Origin of the sequence: Novosphingobium fuchskuhlense (genome assembly GCF_001519075.1) — a bacterium.
In the GTDB taxonomy this organism is placed as follows: Bacteria; Pseudomonadota; Alphaproteobacteria; order Sphingomonadales; family Sphingomonadaceae; genus Novosphingobium; species Novosphingobium fuchskuhlense.
On sequence record NZ_KQ954244.1, the window covers coordinates 451,934 to 468,724 of the forward strand.

13 protein-coding genes are annotated in these 16,791 nt (G+C 55.9%); 9 read left to right on the forward strand and 4 right to left on the reverse strand.

The window, feature by feature from the left end:
- Positions 1 to 272 precede the first annotated feature (272 nt).
- Positions 273 to 701 (reverse strand): DUF6641 family protein, encoded by a 429-nt coding sequence (locus tag AQZ52_RS01995; protein WP_067906272.1) that lies wholly within the window; start codon positions 699 to 701, stop codon positions 273 to 275.
- Between the two features lie 121 nt (positions 702 to 822).
- Positions 823 to 1,668, reverse strand: coding sequence for a hypothetical protein (locus tag AQZ52_RS18365; RefSeq protein WP_156424748.1), 846 nt, complete (start codon positions 1,666 to 1,668; stop codon positions 823 to 825).
- A 159-nt stretch (positions 1,669 to 1,827) separates the two neighbouring features.
- Here AQZ52_RS18365 and AQZ52_RS02005 point away from each other — a divergent pair, with 159 nt between their 5' ends.
- Together AQZ52_RS02005 and AQZ52_RS02010 are read left to right on the forward strand one after the other, a co-directional pair.
- Positions 1,828 to 3,555: a hypothetical protein gene (locus tag AQZ52_RS02005; protein WP_067906274.1), complete on the forward strand. Its 1,728-nt coding sequence runs from the start codon at positions 1,828 to 1,830 to the stop codon at positions 3,553 to 3,555.
- A gap of 80 nt (positions 3,556 to 3,635) precedes the next feature.
- Complete coding sequence (locus AQZ52_RS02010) at positions 3,636 to 4,949, forward strand: hypothetical protein (protein ID WP_067906275.1); 1,314 nt, start codon at positions 3,636 to 3,638, stop codon at positions 4,947 to 4,949.
- A 148-nt stretch (positions 4,950 to 5,097) separates the two neighbouring features.
- Here AQZ52_RS02010 and AQZ52_RS18370 read toward each other — a convergent pair whose 3' ends face one another.
- Complete coding sequence (locus AQZ52_RS18370) at positions 5,098 to 5,907, reverse strand: lysozyme inhibitor LprI family protein (protein WP_156424749.1); 810 nt, start codon at positions 5,905 to 5,907, stop codon at positions 5,098 to 5,100.
- Positions 5,908 to 5,944: 37 nt separating this feature from the next.
- Positions 5,945 to 6,796 (reverse strand): hypothetical protein, encoded by an 852-nt coding sequence (locus AQZ52_RS02020; protein ID WP_067906277.1) that lies wholly within the window; start codon positions 6,794 to 6,796, stop codon positions 5,945 to 5,947.
- Between the two features lie 177 nt (positions 6,797 to 6,973).
- On the opposite strand from AQZ52_RS02020, the gene AQZ52_RS19275 reads away from it, so the two are divergent.
- From AQZ52_RS19275 to AQZ52_RS02050, 7 genes are all read left to right on the forward strand, one after another.
- On the forward strand, positions 6,974 to 7,117 hold the full coding sequence (locus AQZ52_RS19275) for an HNH endonuclease (protein WP_082697496.1): 144 nt from the start codon (positions 6,974 to 6,976) through the stop codon (positions 7,115 to 7,117).
- Positions 7,118 to 7,269: 152 nt separating this feature from the next.
- Entirely contained in the window at positions 7,270 to 7,536 is a 267-nt protein-coding gene (locus tag AQZ52_RS02025; RefSeq protein ID WP_205626406.1) for a hypothetical protein, read from the forward strand.
- 4 nt (positions 7,537 to 7,540) lie between these two features.
- Positions 7,541 to 9,337 (forward strand): N-6 DNA methylase, encoded by a 1,797-nt coding sequence (locus AQZ52_RS02030; RefSeq protein WP_067906278.1) that lies wholly within the window; start codon positions 7,541 to 7,543, stop codon positions 9,335 to 9,337.
- Positions 9,338 to 9,412: 75 nt separating this feature from the next.
- Complete coding sequence (gene hsdR / locus AQZ52_RS02035) at positions 9,413 to 11,869, forward strand: EcoAI/FtnUII family type I restriction enzme subunit R (protein ID WP_067906279.1); 2,457 nt, start codon at positions 9,413 to 9,415, stop codon at positions 11,867 to 11,869.
- 3 nt (positions 11,870 to 11,872) lie between these two features.
- Positions 11,873 to 13,330 (forward strand): N-6 DNA methylase, encoded by a 1,458-nt coding sequence (locus AQZ52_RS02040; RefSeq protein ID WP_067906280.1) that lies wholly within the window; start codon positions 11,873 to 11,875, stop codon positions 13,328 to 13,330.
- Positions 13,327 to 14,985 carry a restriction endonuclease subunit S gene (locus AQZ52_RS02045; RefSeq protein WP_067906281.1) on the forward strand — a complete coding sequence of 553 codons (1,659 nt, stop codon included), beginning with the start codon at positions 13,327 to 13,329 and terminating at the stop codon, positions 14,983 to 14,985. Before AQZ52_RS02040 ends, AQZ52_RS02045 begins: the two co-directional genes overlap by 4 nt.
- Before the next feature lie 41 nt (positions 14,986 to 15,026).
- A complete protein-coding gene (locus tag AQZ52_RS02050) occupies positions 15,027 to 16,790 on the forward strand; it encodes an ATP-dependent nuclease (RefSeq protein ID WP_169793702.1) in 1,764 nt (587 codons plus the stop codon).
- Position 16,791 lies beyond the last annotated feature (1 nt).

Consider the following 16,791-nt stretch of genomic DNA (forward strand, 5'->3'; position numbering starts at 1 on the left):
CCGCCAAGGCCCAGTTTGATCTGGCCAGCAGACGCACGAAATGCTGCGATAAACGGATACCTGAAGTCTCGCCTCCGCCCATGGCCACCCGTCGTCCGCAACGAAAAAGGGCGCGAGGTGTGCCCCGCGCCCTTTTTCTGAACCAGAACGGCTTGTTGCCGATCAGCGCTTCGCTAACTAGTATCTCTGCATGCTATTGAAAATACGTGTTTTTCGGCATTGTAGATTCATTTGTCCAAAAAACGTACACACCACTCAGTCATACGTTCCAGTTAGCCTGCTCCGGTCTTGGCCTTCATTGCCAGCAGCACAGCGCGATCCAACTCGCCGCCGTCCGTTGCTGCCCTAAACGCTTCCAGCACCGCAGCCACCTCATCAAGCTTGTTCACGAACACCGCATTGTTGCGACCGCTGATGGCAAGGATGCGCGCCCCGTAGCGGCACTGCACATACCAGCCATTGTCTTGCTGGAAAAACCACGGACGGACGCGCTTGGGAACTTCAACAAGTGCCTTATCGCCGTTGCCATCCTCGCGCCAACGCTTGATCTTGGTGATGTAGCTCTCGCCACGCGCTGTGGCATCCAACACCAACCGTTGCTCTGCAATGCCAGCCAGCAACTTGTCGCGCCGGGCGATCACCGGGTCTCTCTGCACGACGCGCTGGACGGTCTTAAGGTTGAGCTTTGCAAGGAATGACATAGCGTTTCTCCATCGTTTGATAGCGACACGCTGTAGCCAAGGCATTGTTATGTCTACCTATTTCCTTTTTCTTGGCAGGAAAGAACGCTCCATGATCTTGAGTGGCTCAAGATCGCAGCCGTCACAGGTCCGATCTCACGCGCTCAGCCGCGAGCCTAATCGCGCGCCTTCTCCGATCCTCGGCCAGTCGTTCTGCCCATGCGTTAAATTTGTCGTTTCTTTCGATGGCCGGGAACAGTCCGAGTTCGACGTAATGGAGGATGGCATCGATTTTTTTGCGATAACGGCTTATAATGGCCGACTTTGAAGCCTTTGACGCTACATCGTTTTTTACTTGGCCAAGTTTTCCCTGCAGAAAGTCATATAGGTCATAGTGATTGAGGTCGGGGCGTTCACGTTGTGCGCGGTGAACCTTCAAAAAGGTATGCAGCGCGCTCAGGGCGGGGTTGGTAACGACAGGATAGCGGGCTCTGCTGGGGCCCTCCTCGGCTTTGAACTTGGCCATTTCGGGCTTTAGGAGCAGCCGCAACTCGGCAACCGCCTGATCAAGATCGCCCTTGAGCGGAATGGAGAATAGGACACGATCCTCGAAGCCAGCCACAGGCACGGGTGGTGTTTCAATCTCGACGCCGCTTTTGCGTGGCTCGCAGAACAGCTTGCGACCATCGAGTGTCCACCATTCGCGAAAATTCAAATCAAACACGCGCTCGAAATCTGGAAGGATCGAGCCGATTGGGTAATGCCCGGACGGCCGATCAAGCTTTTCCCGCAGATTTGGGATCTCGCGGACAAATCGCCACCAATAATAGTATATCGAACATTTCCAGCCTTGCGCCCCTGTATATGGAGGCTGGGGCCGATCGCCGCTGTACGCATCTTCGGGCTGTGCCCGTTCCAAATGCGGGGGTGCATCGCGGAAATAGTAGATCTGATTTTTGCGCCTTAGCAGATCGGCCTGTTCGTACATCGCTCCCCCCAACGCCCCTTATCGTGACCGCTTGCGGGCCAAATGCATCTTAACAGCACTGGGTCCCGGGGAAAAATGCAATCAAATTTGGGGTGGTGTGTGAATTAGGTGCGTTCCCCTGCGTGGCAGATGGCTGCCTCGCATCCTAGGAGAACGACCATGAATACCGTTGCAAACATCGCCCTGCCCAAGCCCGTCACCGTTGACGAGCTCAATGCCTATGTCGCCGCCGCCGAACTTGAATATGGCAACTACAAGTCTAGCGCCATGAAGTCTGCTGCGAACGCATACCTCGTTTGGCATCATGGCGAGTCCGTGAACGCCGAACCCACTATGCGCACGTGGCTCGATGGGCAGATTGCTGCTCGCAATACCCTGATTGATGCCCACAACAAGGCCGTCGACGATGCGAAGCGGCGCGCAAAGGAATGCGCCGAGGGCAAGATCAATGACCCCCTGACGGAAGAAGCTACGGCGGTCCTGCTGGCTATGCACAAGCGCAAGCCCTCCGAATGGGCTGCGCACAAGCAGGTTAAGATCGAGGGTCGCGATGGTTCAAGCAATTTCACACGCATTGTCAAATTCGTCTTTGGCTTCAAGAAGCCTTCTGACGCATCGCATGTCTCGCGCTATGCCAAGGTGCTGGAATATATTGAGCAGCACAAGAACGAGCTTGGTGGAGACTTCTCGGTTGACGCAATCGTGGCACTTTTGAACGAGGTAGGCGGTTTCGAGGCGGCAATCGACAAGGTGCGCAACCCCGAGGCTGCAAACGATGATAATGTGCGTGCTGCGACCCTGACAAAGATCAAAGAAGCCGTGGATCGCGCAGAAGGTGGTGAAGAAATTGCCTTCACGCCCAAGTACGAACAGAACGGCTACGTCTTCCTTGTTGGCCGCCCGAGCGCAAATGGCGTCAAGCTCTGTGGCGAGCTTGCGATCAACGACAACGAGGCGAACGACCTCATGTTCAAGGTCGATGCGGCAATCATTGGTTCTGCAGACCCTGCCGTTGAATTCATTTCGCGTGTTGTCAGCATCGGCGATCTGGTGCGTGAAGGCCGCGAGGGCAATGCCGTAGACACTGCTGGAACGGGGAAGAGGTTCAAGGTTGCTCGCACCTTCTCGCTGACCGATCTTGGCAGCAAGACGCAGGTGGTCGTCTCTGCCCGCTACACCGAGGCATCTGTGGTCATTCACGCCGCCCCCAAAGCCAACGTGAACATCGGCAAGGTTGAACCAGATCAGGCCGCGCTGCTTAACTCGGAAGATGCTGCTTACATGGCCAAGCACTTTAGTAGTGCGGCTCGTTGCCTGCTAATGACGATCAATGCCTCGCAAGGCGACAGCGATATTCCCGTGCGCTGGAACGTCACTACCGCTCTTGATGGAAAGGATCAGAATAAGGCAATTGTCTGGTCGTCGATGTACAAGGAGGCGCACTGCCCCGTGGATAAGCGTCATTTCGATCCAAAGTGCTCGATGACGCTGACGCAGGAGCAACTGCGCTTGGTGTACAATGATTGCCTGCGCGACTGGGGCAAGAACAAGCAGGATGATCAGAAGGCCAACAAGCAGCTCACTGTCAAGTTTGACGGTGTCACGCTCACAGTCGGGCACGTGGTCTACGGGATTAAGTCATATCCTCTGGGCGATAAGCTGGGATCGCCTGTTTCCCTCGACATTCGCCCGCGTGACATCGTGGACCTGTTTGCAAAGCTGATCGAACTCAACGTGCCGTTCTGCACTCTGCACGGCGACGCTGATGGGATGTTGGCGATTAGCTGGGATGACGAGGTTGGCGACTACACCGTTTATCAGCCGGTGGTCGACATGCGCGGCGGCCTGAGCAAGACCTGCGTCGGGTACATGAAGGTCAGCAAGTAAGCACTTGCCGGGTGGCGCGCAGCTAAACGCGGGCCACCCACCCCCGACATCTTGAGCAACTCAATATCTGGAGAAATTCAATGGACGCAATTTTCCATAATGGCGAAGCTATGCCCTACCCCAAGGTCCCCAACCATATTGTCGACGACCCCACCCCTCGTGATCAGGCAATCTATGTGCCGTCGATTTCGCCGGGTTTTGCCACAGCGGTTCATGAGGGGCAGTGGTCCCGCGCACTGCCCCAGGGTGTTAGCGCAAGCGATCTGAACTTCCTTGACCCTGCAAATCCCTTGATGCGCCTCAGCCACGCCATGACCTCTGCGGGGCAGGCGTTGAAGCAGGCCAAGCCCTGCATCATTACCGAACGTGATCGTTCGGGCACACTGATCGTGGGCGACAGCGGCGGCTATCAGATCGCCTCCGGCCGCCTCACGATCAATGGCAATGCGGATCGCTTGCGCATCCTACGCTGGCTTGAAGCAACCGCCGATGTAGCAATGACGCTGGATGTACCTACGTTCCCCGTGATCAAGAACCCTGCGCTTTACCGTTTCAAGAGCACGGCGGACTGTCTCACGGAAACGCTAGATCACCTCAAGTTTTTCGCTGCGAACCGCAATCATAACTCCGGGACTCGTTTCCTTAACGTCCTTCAGGGCAACAATCAGGCAGAGGCAGACACATGGTACGACCACGTTAAGACCTTCGATTTTGAAGGCTGGGCGTTTGGCGGCGTATTGCGCAACAATTTCTATGAGGTGTGCCGCCGCATCCTGATCATGGCGCGTGAGGGACAGCTTCAGGGCAAAAGCTGGATCCACATCCTCGGCACGTGTGAATTGGATACCGCCGTCCTGCTGACTGCGCTGCAACGTGCCATCAACACGCACATCAACCCCAACCTGCGGATCAGCTATGACACCAGCAGCCCGTTCCGCATGTCGGCCTATAACTCGGTCTACACGCTACCTTCGTTCACCGCGAAGGAGCTGACAATGGGCGCGAAGGATACGCCCGATGATATGCGTTTCATAGGTTCGCAGGTGCGTTGGCCGTGGCCTAGTCCCATTGGTGATCGCATGGTTATGGCGGATTTCTGTGTTCCCGGCCATCGTCACACGCGGCACTACCGTGATCAGCTCAGCGAAACCTATGCAGCGCACCACAATCTCGGGGCACTGTGCTGGGGGATCGCCACGGCAAACCGTGTGTTCGATGCCGAATGCCTGAACCACGACCACACCATTGCGCTTCCGGTTGGTGCCGCAGCCGAGGCCATCGAGAAGGTGATCTCTTCGGGCTCGATGCAGACGCTCTCCAGCTTTGCCGGAACCTTCGCCAACCTCCGCCACGGCAAGCTGCCCGACAGCGGTGACGAGGACCGCGCCTACTGAACCATAACATAAGCCCCAACCGTGCAGCCGCCTACCGCTGCATGGTCCCCTTGATGGCATGGCGCTTGGGAGCATTGCGCCATGCCATCTTTTTAAGCAGCTTAATGTTCAGCTTTTCGTAGTTGCAGCACACTCCAACCCCCAGCGACTATCTCACCATAAAGCGAGTAGTGGCCTGATCCAAGTTTGTCTTCCTGAAATATACCTCATAGCCCAGTTCGGTCAGTTGCTTGAACGCAGCGTCATTCTTCATAGCCGCTGCGCACTGGCTTTGGATGGCCTGATGACTTTGCATAAAAGCGTTCAATTGTGCGCCATCCCCCGACCTGGCCACATTGTCATAGCCCCCACGATACCGCGCAACCTCGCGCTGGTGGCGATCTAAGGCTTGATCGTAGGTGAGGCCCATTTTGTGGCCAGCAATTCTAGCAGAATAGCTCAGAGCCTCAGCTAGTTGCTGGAAGGTTTGCCAACTGGCCTCCCCCCTTGCCTTGCCTTCGACAGCCGTCAAATTAGCCGGGCCTGCGCACTTAAGCGACAGCATGAATATGCGATTAAGGTTCGAGGAAGGGGCAGGCGCACTGCTTTGGGGTGGCGACGCTTGTGCTACACCTCTAAGCTGCGCGATGCGACTGCGATACGCAGACGTGAGGCACGCCTTGTCCGAACAAGTCCGAAACGAGTTCCTCAGCCAAACTCTCTGACCATCAATCACTACCTGCCGATCAGGAGCACTGTCTCGTGCCATCCTGAAAGCCTGCATCATGGCGACATCGAGCCTTGCCAGCTCATCGTCACCGCATACCAACCGTTCTTGAGGAGTTGATGCTTTGGAGCAGTCAAAGCTCGGGCTTGTGATAGGGCCAGCATGTGCCGGAGATGGCAATGAGACGACGGAACACAGGCCTGCGGCAAGCGACAACACAGGCAATGCCAAGAGTTTCTGAATGGCTTTCATTGTGAAGCCCCCTTCTTTTTTCGTGAAATGTTTAGGCTCAGAATTTTACCGAGCCATCTTCGTTGCAAAGGTTTGCCGCCCCTAGGCCTGCGTTCCGTTCGTCAGGGCCAAGTGCCATGACCATGCGCGACGAAACGCATTGGTCGTAATTGTTGCCCGACACGCATTCGAGATTGGCGCTAGCCCACGCCTTGCAAACTCTGGCTCGCCAAGGTTTGCTGCCCGGTCCTGTGTCGGCTGTTTGCGCAGATGATTCTGATTTCTCGCTGTTAGTCGCCCTAGCGGCTAAGGCTTGCTCATCCATCCATTGGCCAAGCGTCTTTCCATTTGAGGATGACGCAGCCTCTTCCGCCGACCTGTTTTTTGCCTCTTGAGCTTTAGCAGCCTCGGCAGCCTGCGCTTGTGCGGCAACATCAGCCAAATGCTTCGACCAAGACGCCTTGTCGTGGAAGCCTGCCTTGTCGGCCTCGCGCATCTCTGCGACTGATGCGAAGCCGAGGCTCTGAGCCTGGTCCTTGTCACGATGACCGGTGATGCCTGCGATGACGAACAGGATCGCCAAGGCCGCTAGGACACCAATTTTGCCGCGCATGCCAAGTTTGCCCCAGCCGCGCCAAGCAAGCGCCAACCCGTTAGCGATGCCGGAAACCGCATTGCGGAGTAGTTTGAACCACCATCTGCCCGAGATGGCTTGTTTCTCGTTGCCCTGCATTGCGCCCTCCGCTTTTGGGGAGGTCTTTGCGATCAGGCTAGCCTCACCTTTTTTGAGAGGCACCGGCCAAGCCGGGTGTTGGAAACCCTGCGTGATCACAAGGCGCTGCCGCTTTTGGGCAGAGCCTTGGACATACGCGACAGCCACCCGGCCAGAGAATCTCTGACCGGCGATCACGTATTTGAGGTTTCCACGCCTCACAGCCGGGACTGACCGGACTGCTCCAGCACAATGCGCGAAATGGCCTGAGAGGGCAATGGGGGTACCGGATAGGATAACTTGAGGGCTTATGGTGATGGCTCAGCCGCCCCCCCCTCATCGCTTTAAGCCGGGTCTGTTGGCTAGGGCGAAGCCTTGCCTGATCATGTCGTACCCCATTCCAAAGGCGGGAAGACCACCATCGCCAACAGACAAGCTGCCTGCCCAGCCTGCAATCTCGCCAACAGCGGAAAGACCCGAGCACCGCTGTCCGCAGCGATCTTGAGCCATGCAAACTAGCTCATTTGCGCTCCAAACCTCCTGTTTTTTGGTCAATCTCTTGCGTTTCCGCACGAATCGGAACGGCAAAACACATTTATCGTAGAGCAAAATGTATTTTTGGTAATGACATACCGCTTGACCGATTAGCGAATCAGGTTCAGATGGAGCGCATGGAGGCGATCATGCAAACCACGGTTCATATTCAGCAGAGGATGTCCCAGCGCGGCATCAATGGCAAAATGCTCGACATCGTTCTCGAACATGGTCGCTTGGACAAAGATAAGCATGTCTTGGGCCGCAAGGCCGCGATCCGGCTTCTTGATGAGCTTCGTGCGCAGGAAATTGCGGTCAAAAAAATCATCGACAAGGGCGGGATGGTTGTCGTGTCTGACAACGGCGCCTTGATCACCACATACAACTACAGCGGGCGTTACTGATTTTATGGAAACCCAACAGAAAATTTTTGACCAGATCGTCGACAGCCTGCGCGAGACAGGCATGACTGACGAGCGGGTAATCGAACTAGCCCTTCAGGTGATCGTATGGGAGAAACTCTCCCACGACGGCGCTCTGCCAGAGGAACTTCAGCTTCAACAGAAGTATGCGGACAACGCTCAGCGCGGTGCCCATGCGATGTCGAAGCTGGCGGAGCTCGATGGAGTAATTGGCGAAGCATTCGCTACAGCCAATATCAACACCCTGATTGTGTCCGCCGACAATCTCTTCAATCATCTGCGCCGCGCGATTGAAACGCTCCTTCGCCTTCGTAAGTCGGGCATGTTGGAACAGAGCTGGTCGCTGGATGTCTTTGAGGGGCTGAATAGCCGGACAGGCAGCTTTGCACTGCCGCCCGAGCTCGCCGAGTTGATGGTTGCGCTTGCGGATGTGCAACCAGAGGAGTCCGTTTATCTGCCTTGGGATGCCACGGCACAATGCGCAATGCGAGCTTCCCAGCAAGGCTGCGATGCGCTGATCGAGACTCCCATGCGGACTTCGGTCCCAGCTCTCATAAATCTGCTCATGTCGCGCCAATTCGATGTGATTTATGGCGATCCGATCCGCCAGCCAGGTGCGATTGGAGGTGGTAGGCTTCGCAAATTCGATTCCGTAATTGCGTTCCCACCTTTTGGTATGCGCTATGATTTTTCTGCGGTTGAGAGTGATCTTTGGGGGCGCTTCCCTGAACGAACCCAGTCGGGTTCCGTGCTCGCGATCCGCCATGCGCTCGCCCAGTCTAAGGGACGTTGCGTCCTTGCTGTACCTAACTCATTTCTCTTTGGCTCAGGTCCAGAAACAGTCTGCCGTCAGCAGCTTATCGAGCGAGGGCAGATTTCTGCTGTCATTGCTTTGCCACCGATCCTTCCGCATGCGCCGACATTGCCGTTCTCATTGATGCTGCTCGATGCCGCTGGTGGGTCGGAATTCATTCGCTTTATCGGTGCTGATGATGACCGCTTCCGCTCCATGGTGTCGCGGACGCGGGCGAAGCTCACGGATGTTCAAAGCCTTGCGGCCCAAGCTCTGGTCAGCGAGCCGTCCGATGTCATGCGTATGGTTTCGATCCACGAGGTTCAAGCTAACGACTACAATCTGGAAGTCGGTCGTTACCTGCTCGATCAGGCCGCTCAGCGCCTTCAGCAACGGCTCCAAACCGCCGAAACCATCGTGCTTGGTGACACGGTAGAGCTGATCCGGTCGCTTCCTTTGCTCCGCGACGGTGAAGGCCTGAGTGTTCATGAAGTTGGCGCAGCGGACCTGCCGCCCTTCGGTTACATCGAGAGCGCAAGCCGTGAAGTGACTGTTGAAGGGGGAATTGCAAAGCGCAACGCTCACCAGTTTCTCAGGCCATTCGATGTGGTGCTCATCATCAAGGGTAGCGTCGGCAAGGTTGGCATCGTGCCTGCCAGCTGCCCGTCTGCCGGAGAAGGCGGCTGGATCGCGAGCCAATCCGCAATCGTGTTGCGGAGCCGGCGGAAAGATCCACTCGAAGCCCACGCTTTGGCTGTCCAGCTGCGTTCGCCTGTCGGGCAAGAGTTGCTGAAAATGATCACGTCTGGCGCTTCCATTCTCCTCATTCAGGTGCGGGAGCTTCAACAGATGCGGCTCTTTGCCTTTGACACGGTGACTGCAACTCAAGCGCAGAACGCGATTGCGGCAGAAACTGACATTCAGGCCCAAATTATTGCACTTGGCGAGCATCAGGCTTCGGTCGCAGCCGACCTGTGGACCCGCGTCTAACTCGCACTCGCACTTAATCATCTTGAGATACTCAATGTGCTTGACCCAGTGCGCTGCGAGAAGGACAACTTGAAAATGGACAAGAAGGCCCTATCCGAGCGCGATATCTGCACAAAGTTCATCACCCCTGCCGTAAAGAAGGCGGGCTGGGATGAAATGACCCAGATCAGGGAGGAAGTAAGCTTCACCAAGGGCCGCATTATCGTGCGCGGCAAGATGGTCAGCCGTGGCCAAGGCAAGCGAGCCGACTACATACTCTACTATAAGCCGAACATTCCCCTCGCGATTATCGAAGCCAAGGACAACACGCAGGCCATTGGCGCAGGTATGCAGCAGGCACTGGAATACGCCGAAACCCTCGACATCCCGTTTGTCTTCGCCTCGAATGGCGACGGCTTCGTGTTTCACGACCGGACCGGCAATGCGGCCAATGTCGAAACGACGCTGAGCCTCGATAACTTTCCATCACCGGATGAGCTTTGGCGGCGATATGCTGAAGCCAAAGGGCTGACTGCCGAGGCGGAAGAGATCGTCCTTGAAGACTATTACGACGACGGCAGCGGCAAGACCCCGCGCTACTATCAGGTCAATGCCGTCAACGCTGCCATGGAAGCCATAGCCAAGGGGCAGAACCGCATCCTGCTCGTCATGGCCACGGGCACGGGCAAAACCTACACCTCGTTCCAGATCATCTGGCGGCTGTGGAAGGGTGGGCACAAGAAGCGCATCCTGTTCCTCGCCGACCGGAACGTGCTGGTCGATCAGACGATGGTCAACGACTTCCGACCCTTTGGCCCCGCCATGGCCAAGCTGTCCGCTAACGCCAAAACCATTGAACGCGATGATGGCAGCAAGATTGAGCTGCCCACTGCCGTGGATAAAAAGCGCCGCGTGGATACAGCCTACGAGGTCTATCTTGGGCTGTATCAATCCCTGACCGGCCCTGAGGAACGGCAGAAGCTCTACAAGGAGTTCTCGCCCGGTTTCTTCGATCTTATTGTGATCGACGAATGCCATCGTGGCAGTGCCAGTGAGGACAGCGCATGGCGGGAAATCTTGGAGCATTTCTCGGAAGCAACGCAGATCGGTCTCACGGCCACGCCCAAGGAAACCGAGTACGCCTCCAACATCGCCTATTTCAACGAGCCGGTTTATTCGTACACGCTGAAACAGGGCATTCGCGACGGCTTCCTCGCTCCCTACAAGGTTATCAAGGTCCACATCGACCGCGACGTTGAAGGCTATCGCCCCGAGAAAGGGCAGGTGGATCGCGACGGGAACGAGATCGAAGATCGCATCTACAATGCCAAGGACTTCGACCGAAATCTGGTTCTCGACGACCGCACCAAGCTCGTCGCCAAGAAGGTCACTGAGTTCCTCAAGGAAAGCGGCGACCGCTACCAGAAGACCATCATCTTCTGCGTCGATCAGGAACATGCTGCCCGGATGCGGCAGGCGTTGATCAACGAGAACGCCGATCTTGTTGCCGAGAACCACCGCTACGTCATGCGCATCACCGGCAATGACAAGGAAGGTTTGGATCAGCTCGGCAACTTCATCGATCCCGAAGTGCGCTACCCCGTGCTCGTCACCACCTCCCGGCTGCTTTCAACCGGGGTGGATGCTCAGACTTGCCGGCTAATCGTGCTGGACCGCGAAGTGGGTTCGATGACCGAGTTCAAGCAGATCGTCGGTCGTGGCACCCGTGTCCATGAGGACACCCAAAAGTTCTTCTTCACGCTCATGGATTTCCGAGGCGCGACAAATCACTTTGCTGACCCAGACTTCGATGGCGAGCCGGTCCAAATCTACTCACCTGGCCCGGACCAACCGATGGTGCCACCTGACCCCCCGGAAGGTGGTGACGAACCGCAAGGCGGCGAAGGCATCGACGGAGCGGATGGCGGCGAGACCGTTCTCATCAACCCGCTTACAGCGCCGGGTTCAGGGGCGCCCTCTGATGGGTCTCGCAAGATCTACGTCGATGGTGTTCCGGTCGTCATCGTCGCTGAGCGGATCGAGTACCTCGACGAGAACGGCAAGCTGGTCACGGAAAGCCTGCGCGACTTCACAAAGAAGGCACTCCGCAAGCACTTCGCTAGCCTCGATGAGTTCCTCAAGCGCTGGAATGATACCGATCGCAAGCAGGCAATCGTTGATGAGCTGGCTGCCGAAGGCCTGTCGCTAGACGTGATCGCGGAAGAGCTGGGCAAAGACCTCGATCCCTTCGATCTCGTTTGCCACATCGCCTTTGATCGCAAGCCGTTGACCCGACAGGAACGGGCCGAGCAGGTCAAGAAGCGCGACATTTTCGGCAAGTATGGCGATCAGGCGCGGTCCGTGCTCGATGCCTTGCTCACCAAGTATGCCGACGAAGGCATGCTCAACCTCGACGATACCAATGTGCTGCGCATTCCGCCGTTGAATACGCTCGGCACTCCCATGCAACTCATCAAAGCCTTTGGGGGCAAGGCTGGCTTTGAAGATGCCGTCCATGCCCTTCAGAACGAACTTTATCAGGAAGTCGCATAACCTATGTCAGTGAGCACTCTCGTCAAATCTATCCAAAAAATCATGCGGAAGGACGATGGCGTCGATGGCGACGCTCAGCGCATCAGTCAGCTGTGCTGGTTGTTTTTCCTGAAAATCATCGATGATCAGGACCAAGATTTCGAGCTCACCCGCGAAGGATATCAGTCGCCTGTGCCCGATCGGTTCCAGTGGCGGAATTGGGCTGCTGATCCTGAAGGTCTGACAGGTGAGGCTCTAATCCGGTTCGTGAATGACGAACTGTTCCCGGCAATGAAAGCACTGCCGGTGATCGGTGAGGGCCTCAACCGTAAGCGGGTCGTACGTAGCGTATTTGAAGACACCTACAATTTTATGAAATCAGGTCAGGTCCTGCGTCAGGTCATAAACAAAATCAATGATATAGACTTCAATAACCTGACCGAGCGTCAGCACTTTGGCGATGTGTATGAGCATCTGCTCAACGACCTGCAATCCGCTGGCAATGCCGGGGAATATTACACACCTCGCGCCGTCACCGCGTTCATGGTGGATCGCATTGACCCTAAGCCCGGCGAGATCATCTTCGATCCATCTTGTGGCACGGGCGGTTTCCTAACCTGCGCAATGAAGCACATGCGAGATCGCTATGTGAAACGGCCCGAGGATGAGAAACTGATGCAGGCGTCATTCCGGGCAGTGGAAAAGAAGCCGCTGCCGCACATGCTCTGCGTTACCAACATGCTGTTGCACGACATTGAAGACCCCAGTTTCGTGCGTCACGATAACACGCTTGCCCGCCCTTACATCAGTTGGGGGCAGCAAGACCGTGTAGATGTCATCCTTACAAACCCCCCGTTCGGCGGGCAGGAAGAGGACGGCATCGAGAGCAACTTTCCGGCACATTTCCGCACTCGTGAAACTGCAGACCTGTTCCTCGCGCTGTTCATCCGCCTTCTTCGGTCTGGCGGTGTGGCGGCAGTGGTGCTCCCCGACGGCACCCTGTTTGGCGAAGGGGTGAAGACCCGGCTCAAGGAGCAGCTGCTTGAAGAGTGCAATCTCCACACCATCGTTCGCCTGCCCAACAGCGTGTTCAAGCCCTATGCCTCTATCGGCACCAATCTGCTGTTCTTCGAGAAGGGCGAGCCGACCAAGGACATCTGGTACTACGAGCATCAGGTGCCGGAGGGGCAGAAGGCCTACTCCATGACCAAGCCGATCCGGTTTGAGCATTTCCAGAACTGCATCGACTGGTGGGGCGGCGCAGCTCGTGCAGGGCGCGAGGAAGGCCCGCAGGCTTGGAAGGTCAGCATCGACGAGGTCAAGGCTCGCGGCTTTAACCTCGACATCAAGAACCCGCACAGCGTCGAAGCTGATCACGGTGATCCGGCGGAACTGCTTGAGGCACTCAATCGGTCGGAGGCGAAAACGGCAGAGCTGCGCGATCAGCTGAAAGCCATTCTGGCTGAGGCGCTTGCACGATGAATGCTGCGCTATTGCTGGAACACTATCAGCACATTGCTGAAGCGCCTGATGCCATTGCGCGGCTGCGCCGGTTCATTCTGGACCTCGCCGTGCGTGGGAAGCTGGTTGAGCAGGACCCGAACGACGAGCCTGCTTCTGAGCTGCTAAAGCGGAGCCAAAAAAGGGCGCTGACCGGGCGCAAAGCGGCCATGCAAGATGTGATGGCTGAGGCGCCCTATGACCTGCCTTCATCATGGAGTTGGGTGCCTGTCAGTGCCGCATTCCAATATGATGCTGGGCGTAAGGTGGAACCGAAAGCATTGCGATCCGACGCTTGGCTTCTCGAACTTGAGGATATTGAGAAGGACACAGGCCGATTGCTTAACCGGTCACTGGTCTCCGAACGTTCACCTCAAAGCACAAAGTCTGAGTTCACGGCTGGCGACATTCTGTATGGGAAGCTGCGCCCCTATCTGAACAAAGTAATCGTTGCCGGTGAAGGGGGCTATTCGACAACCGAGATCGTCGCCCTGCGCCCTCTCGTGGATGCATATGCACCATATTGCGCATTGGCCTTTCGCCGCCCCGATTATGTCGACTACGTATCGCGGCTTGGGCAAGGCACAAAGATGCCTCGATTGCGCACTGAAGATGCGTTGATCTCACCATTCCCCCTCCCGCCCCTTGCTGAACAGCATCGCATCGTCGCTAAAGTCGATGAACTTATGTCACTGTGCGACCAGCTTGAGGCAGCGCGGGCAGAGCGCGAAACGGGCCGTGACAAGCTCACGCTGTCCACCTTGGCCAAGCTCAACCAACCCGACCCCGAAACCTTCGCCGCCGATGCTAGCTTTGCGCTCGAACATCTTGAGCCACTCACGAAACGCACCGATCAGATCAAGCAGCTCAGGCAGACGATCCTGAACCTTGCTGTGCGGGGAAAACTGGTGGCGCGGGTTGCTGGAGAAGGTAGTGTCAGTGAGCTGCTTGACAGCCTGCGCGATATTGGTCCTTTGCAAGGACGTGGACGTCGCGCCCCTTCCGGTGGGCGGCTTGAGACATCTGAGTTTTATCTGGATATTCCCCCTCATTGGAGCTGGGCTCGTATCCATGAGCTTGGCATTACACAAACCGGCACTAGCCCCAGCTCCTCAAACGCTGACTTGTTCGGGAATTTCATCCCGTTCGTTAAACCGGGCGATCTCGACGGGGCATCAATTTCGTACGATGGCCCCGGACTATCTGAAGAAGGCGTCGGTCATTCTCGTCTTGCACCAGCTGGCACCGTGATGATGGTTTGCATTGGTGCGACACTGGGAAAAGTGAATGTCACTGACAGGGACGTCTGCTTCAATCAACAAATCAACTCTGTCACCCCGCATGTTCGAGACATTGCACGTTTTCTGGCCATCGCGTTCAAGGCCTCAGGTTTCCAGAGCTTGGCTTGGAGCAAAGCCGGGACGGGCACATTGCCCATCATTAGCAAAGGCAAGTGGGAGGTCTTGCCGGTTCCCCTCCCGCCGTTAGCGGAGCAGCATCGCATCGTGGCCAAGGTCGATGAGTTGATGGCACTGTGCGATCAGCTTGAAGCCAGCCTCACCGAAGGCGAGCAGACCCGCTCCAAACTGTTAGAAGCGGTGCTGCATGAGGCTTTGGAGCCGGGCTTGGCCGCATAAACCGATGTTAGTTTTCACTATCGAGGCAGAAAGGATTGACTGTGATCCATAAGGTTTCGGTACAAAATTTTAAGAAATTTAAGGCGGCAAGTTTCGAATTGCGCCCAGCTGGGTTGTCATTTTTGGCCGGTGGGAACAACTCTGGTAAATCAACTTTTCTGCAAGCGTTGGCGGTCTGGGATTTTTGCCGCACGGTACTCGAAATGGAGCGTGGTCTCGAAAGCTTGCTTCCAGGATACACTCGGCAAGGTTTGGGCCTATCTGATGATGAGTTCTCGCCTATCTCTTTGCCAAGCCTCAAGCACCTTTGGACTAATCTAAAGACTATCGAGCCCGGCGCTAGAGATGGCTATTCTCTGGAAGTCCGATGCGACTGGGTGGATGCCGCTGGGGTAAACAAGCATCTAGCTTTAGCTCTCGCGTTAGCAAACGATCGTCTATTTTTGAGAGCATCTAGCTCAAACCTTGCCGAAGGTGATCTGCTTCCGCCGCTTGCTTATCTCCCCCCATTTGCGGGAATTAGCAGCAGGGAAAATCGGATGTCTGGGGCAGAGCGTCGGGCGATGACCGGCCGCGGTCTTGCCGGAGGTGTGATCCGCAACATACTGCACGATCTGCACCGAGACAATGAGCGCAAGCGAGCCAAGCTCAAAGAGGGAAGGACAAAGATCAAGGGATCGGACTTGGAAAAACTCCGGTCTGAAGACCCGTGGGAAGTGCTACAAACCACCTTGGCTGAAGTCTTTGGCCTGCAACTTGAAGTTGCCCCTTTCAACGATCTATATCACACGTATATCAAAGTGAACACGATCAAAGGTAAGTTGGAAGGCAGAAAATTTGTACGCCATAGCGGTTTCAGGCCGCGAGATTTAATGGCCGAAGGCAGCGGCTTTCTGCAGTGGCTGAGTGTTTATGCGCTGGCAGTATCGCCTGAAGTTTGCACCTTGCTGCTCGACGAGCCTGATGCTCACCTCCATCCGTCTCTACAATCGCAGCTGGTCGAAAAGCTTGAAGCCATTGGGCAACGGCTCCATAAGCAAGTGCTTCTTGCGACGCACAGCACGGAAATTTTGCGGGGTGCCGACCACCTTCAGGTGATGCATTTTTCGGGATTGGGCGCCAAATATCTGCAAGAAGCTGATCAGAAGATTGGGCTTTTTCTCGGTTTGGGCAGTGACTATGCGCCCAAGCTTGATCCTTTGCGTAAGGCGAAGCGGCTTCTCATAGTGGAGAATCTGAGCGACAGTCGGATGCTGCGCATATGGGCTGAGAGACTTGGACTGGCGTGGCCCAAAAATCTGGTGGAGTGGCCATGGAATGGAGGTCATGCCGAAAGGAAGCAACTTTTTTTACAACTCCAGTCCGAGATTCCCGAACTTAAGGCATTAAGCTTAAGGGATCGCGATGACATGGAATTGAATCATGTCGATCAGGAAACTTTGCGGGACAAGTCCATTCAAGCTCCGCACATAAATATGGTGCTGAGGGTTTGGAGGCGGCGTCATATCGAGAACTACGTCTTGTTGCCCGCAGCAATTGCCCGAGCTTCAGGGCGAGATATAGCCGAGATTGAAGCGGCTATTGCTATTCATGCGCTTATAGTCCCGGCAAATTTTGCTGCAAAGGATGTCGCTCTAGCGATGTTGGATGCCCGAGGCAAAGAGATTACCCAAAAAGGCGCAGGCTCTATGAGGGCTTTATACGGGGTGTCACCAGAGGATATTGCTAAGGCTATGGAGCCGAATGAGATCCCAGAGGATGTTAAAACCTTGCTGAATCAGATCTCAAACATGTGCGCTGATTGAC

Coding starts and splice junctions, on each gene's coding strand:
- hsdR (WP_067906279.1), top strand. CDS start 9,413: ATGGACAAGAAGGCCCTATCCGAGCGCGATATCTGCACAAAGTTCATC.
- AQZ52_RS02045 (WP_067906281.1), top strand. CDS start 13,327: ATGAATGCTGCGCTATTGCTGGAACACTATCAGCACATTGCTGAAGCG.
- AQZ52_RS02005 (WP_067906274.1), top strand. CDS start 1,828: ATGAATACCGTTGCAAACATCGCCCTGCCCAAGCCCGTCACCGTTGAC.
- AQZ52_RS18365 (WP_156424748.1), bottom strand. CDS start 1,668: ATGTACGAACAGGCCGATCTGCTAAGGCGCAAAAATCAGATCTACTAT.
- AQZ52_RS18370 (WP_156424749.1), bottom strand. CDS start 5,907: ATGAAAGCCATTCAGAAACTCTTGGCATTGCCTGTGTTGTCGCTTGCC.
- AQZ52_RS02030 (WP_067906278.1), top strand. CDS start 7,541: ATGGAAACCCAACAGAAAATTTTTGACCAGATCGTCGACAGCCTGCGC.
- AQZ52_RS02040 (WP_067906280.1), top strand. CDS start 11,873: ATGTCAGTGAGCACTCTCGTCAAATCTATCCAAAAAATCATGCGGAAG.
- AQZ52_RS01995 (WP_067906272.1), bottom strand. CDS start 701: ATGTCATTCCTTGCAAAGCTCAACCTTAAGACCGTCCAGCGCGTCGTG.
- AQZ52_RS02010 (WP_067906275.1), top strand. CDS start 3,636: ATGGACGCAATTTTCCATAATGGCGAAGCTATGCCCTACCCCAAGGTC.
- AQZ52_RS02025 (WP_205626406.1), top strand. CDS start 7,270: ATGGAGGCGATCATGCAAACCACGGTTCATATTCAGCAGAGGATGTCC.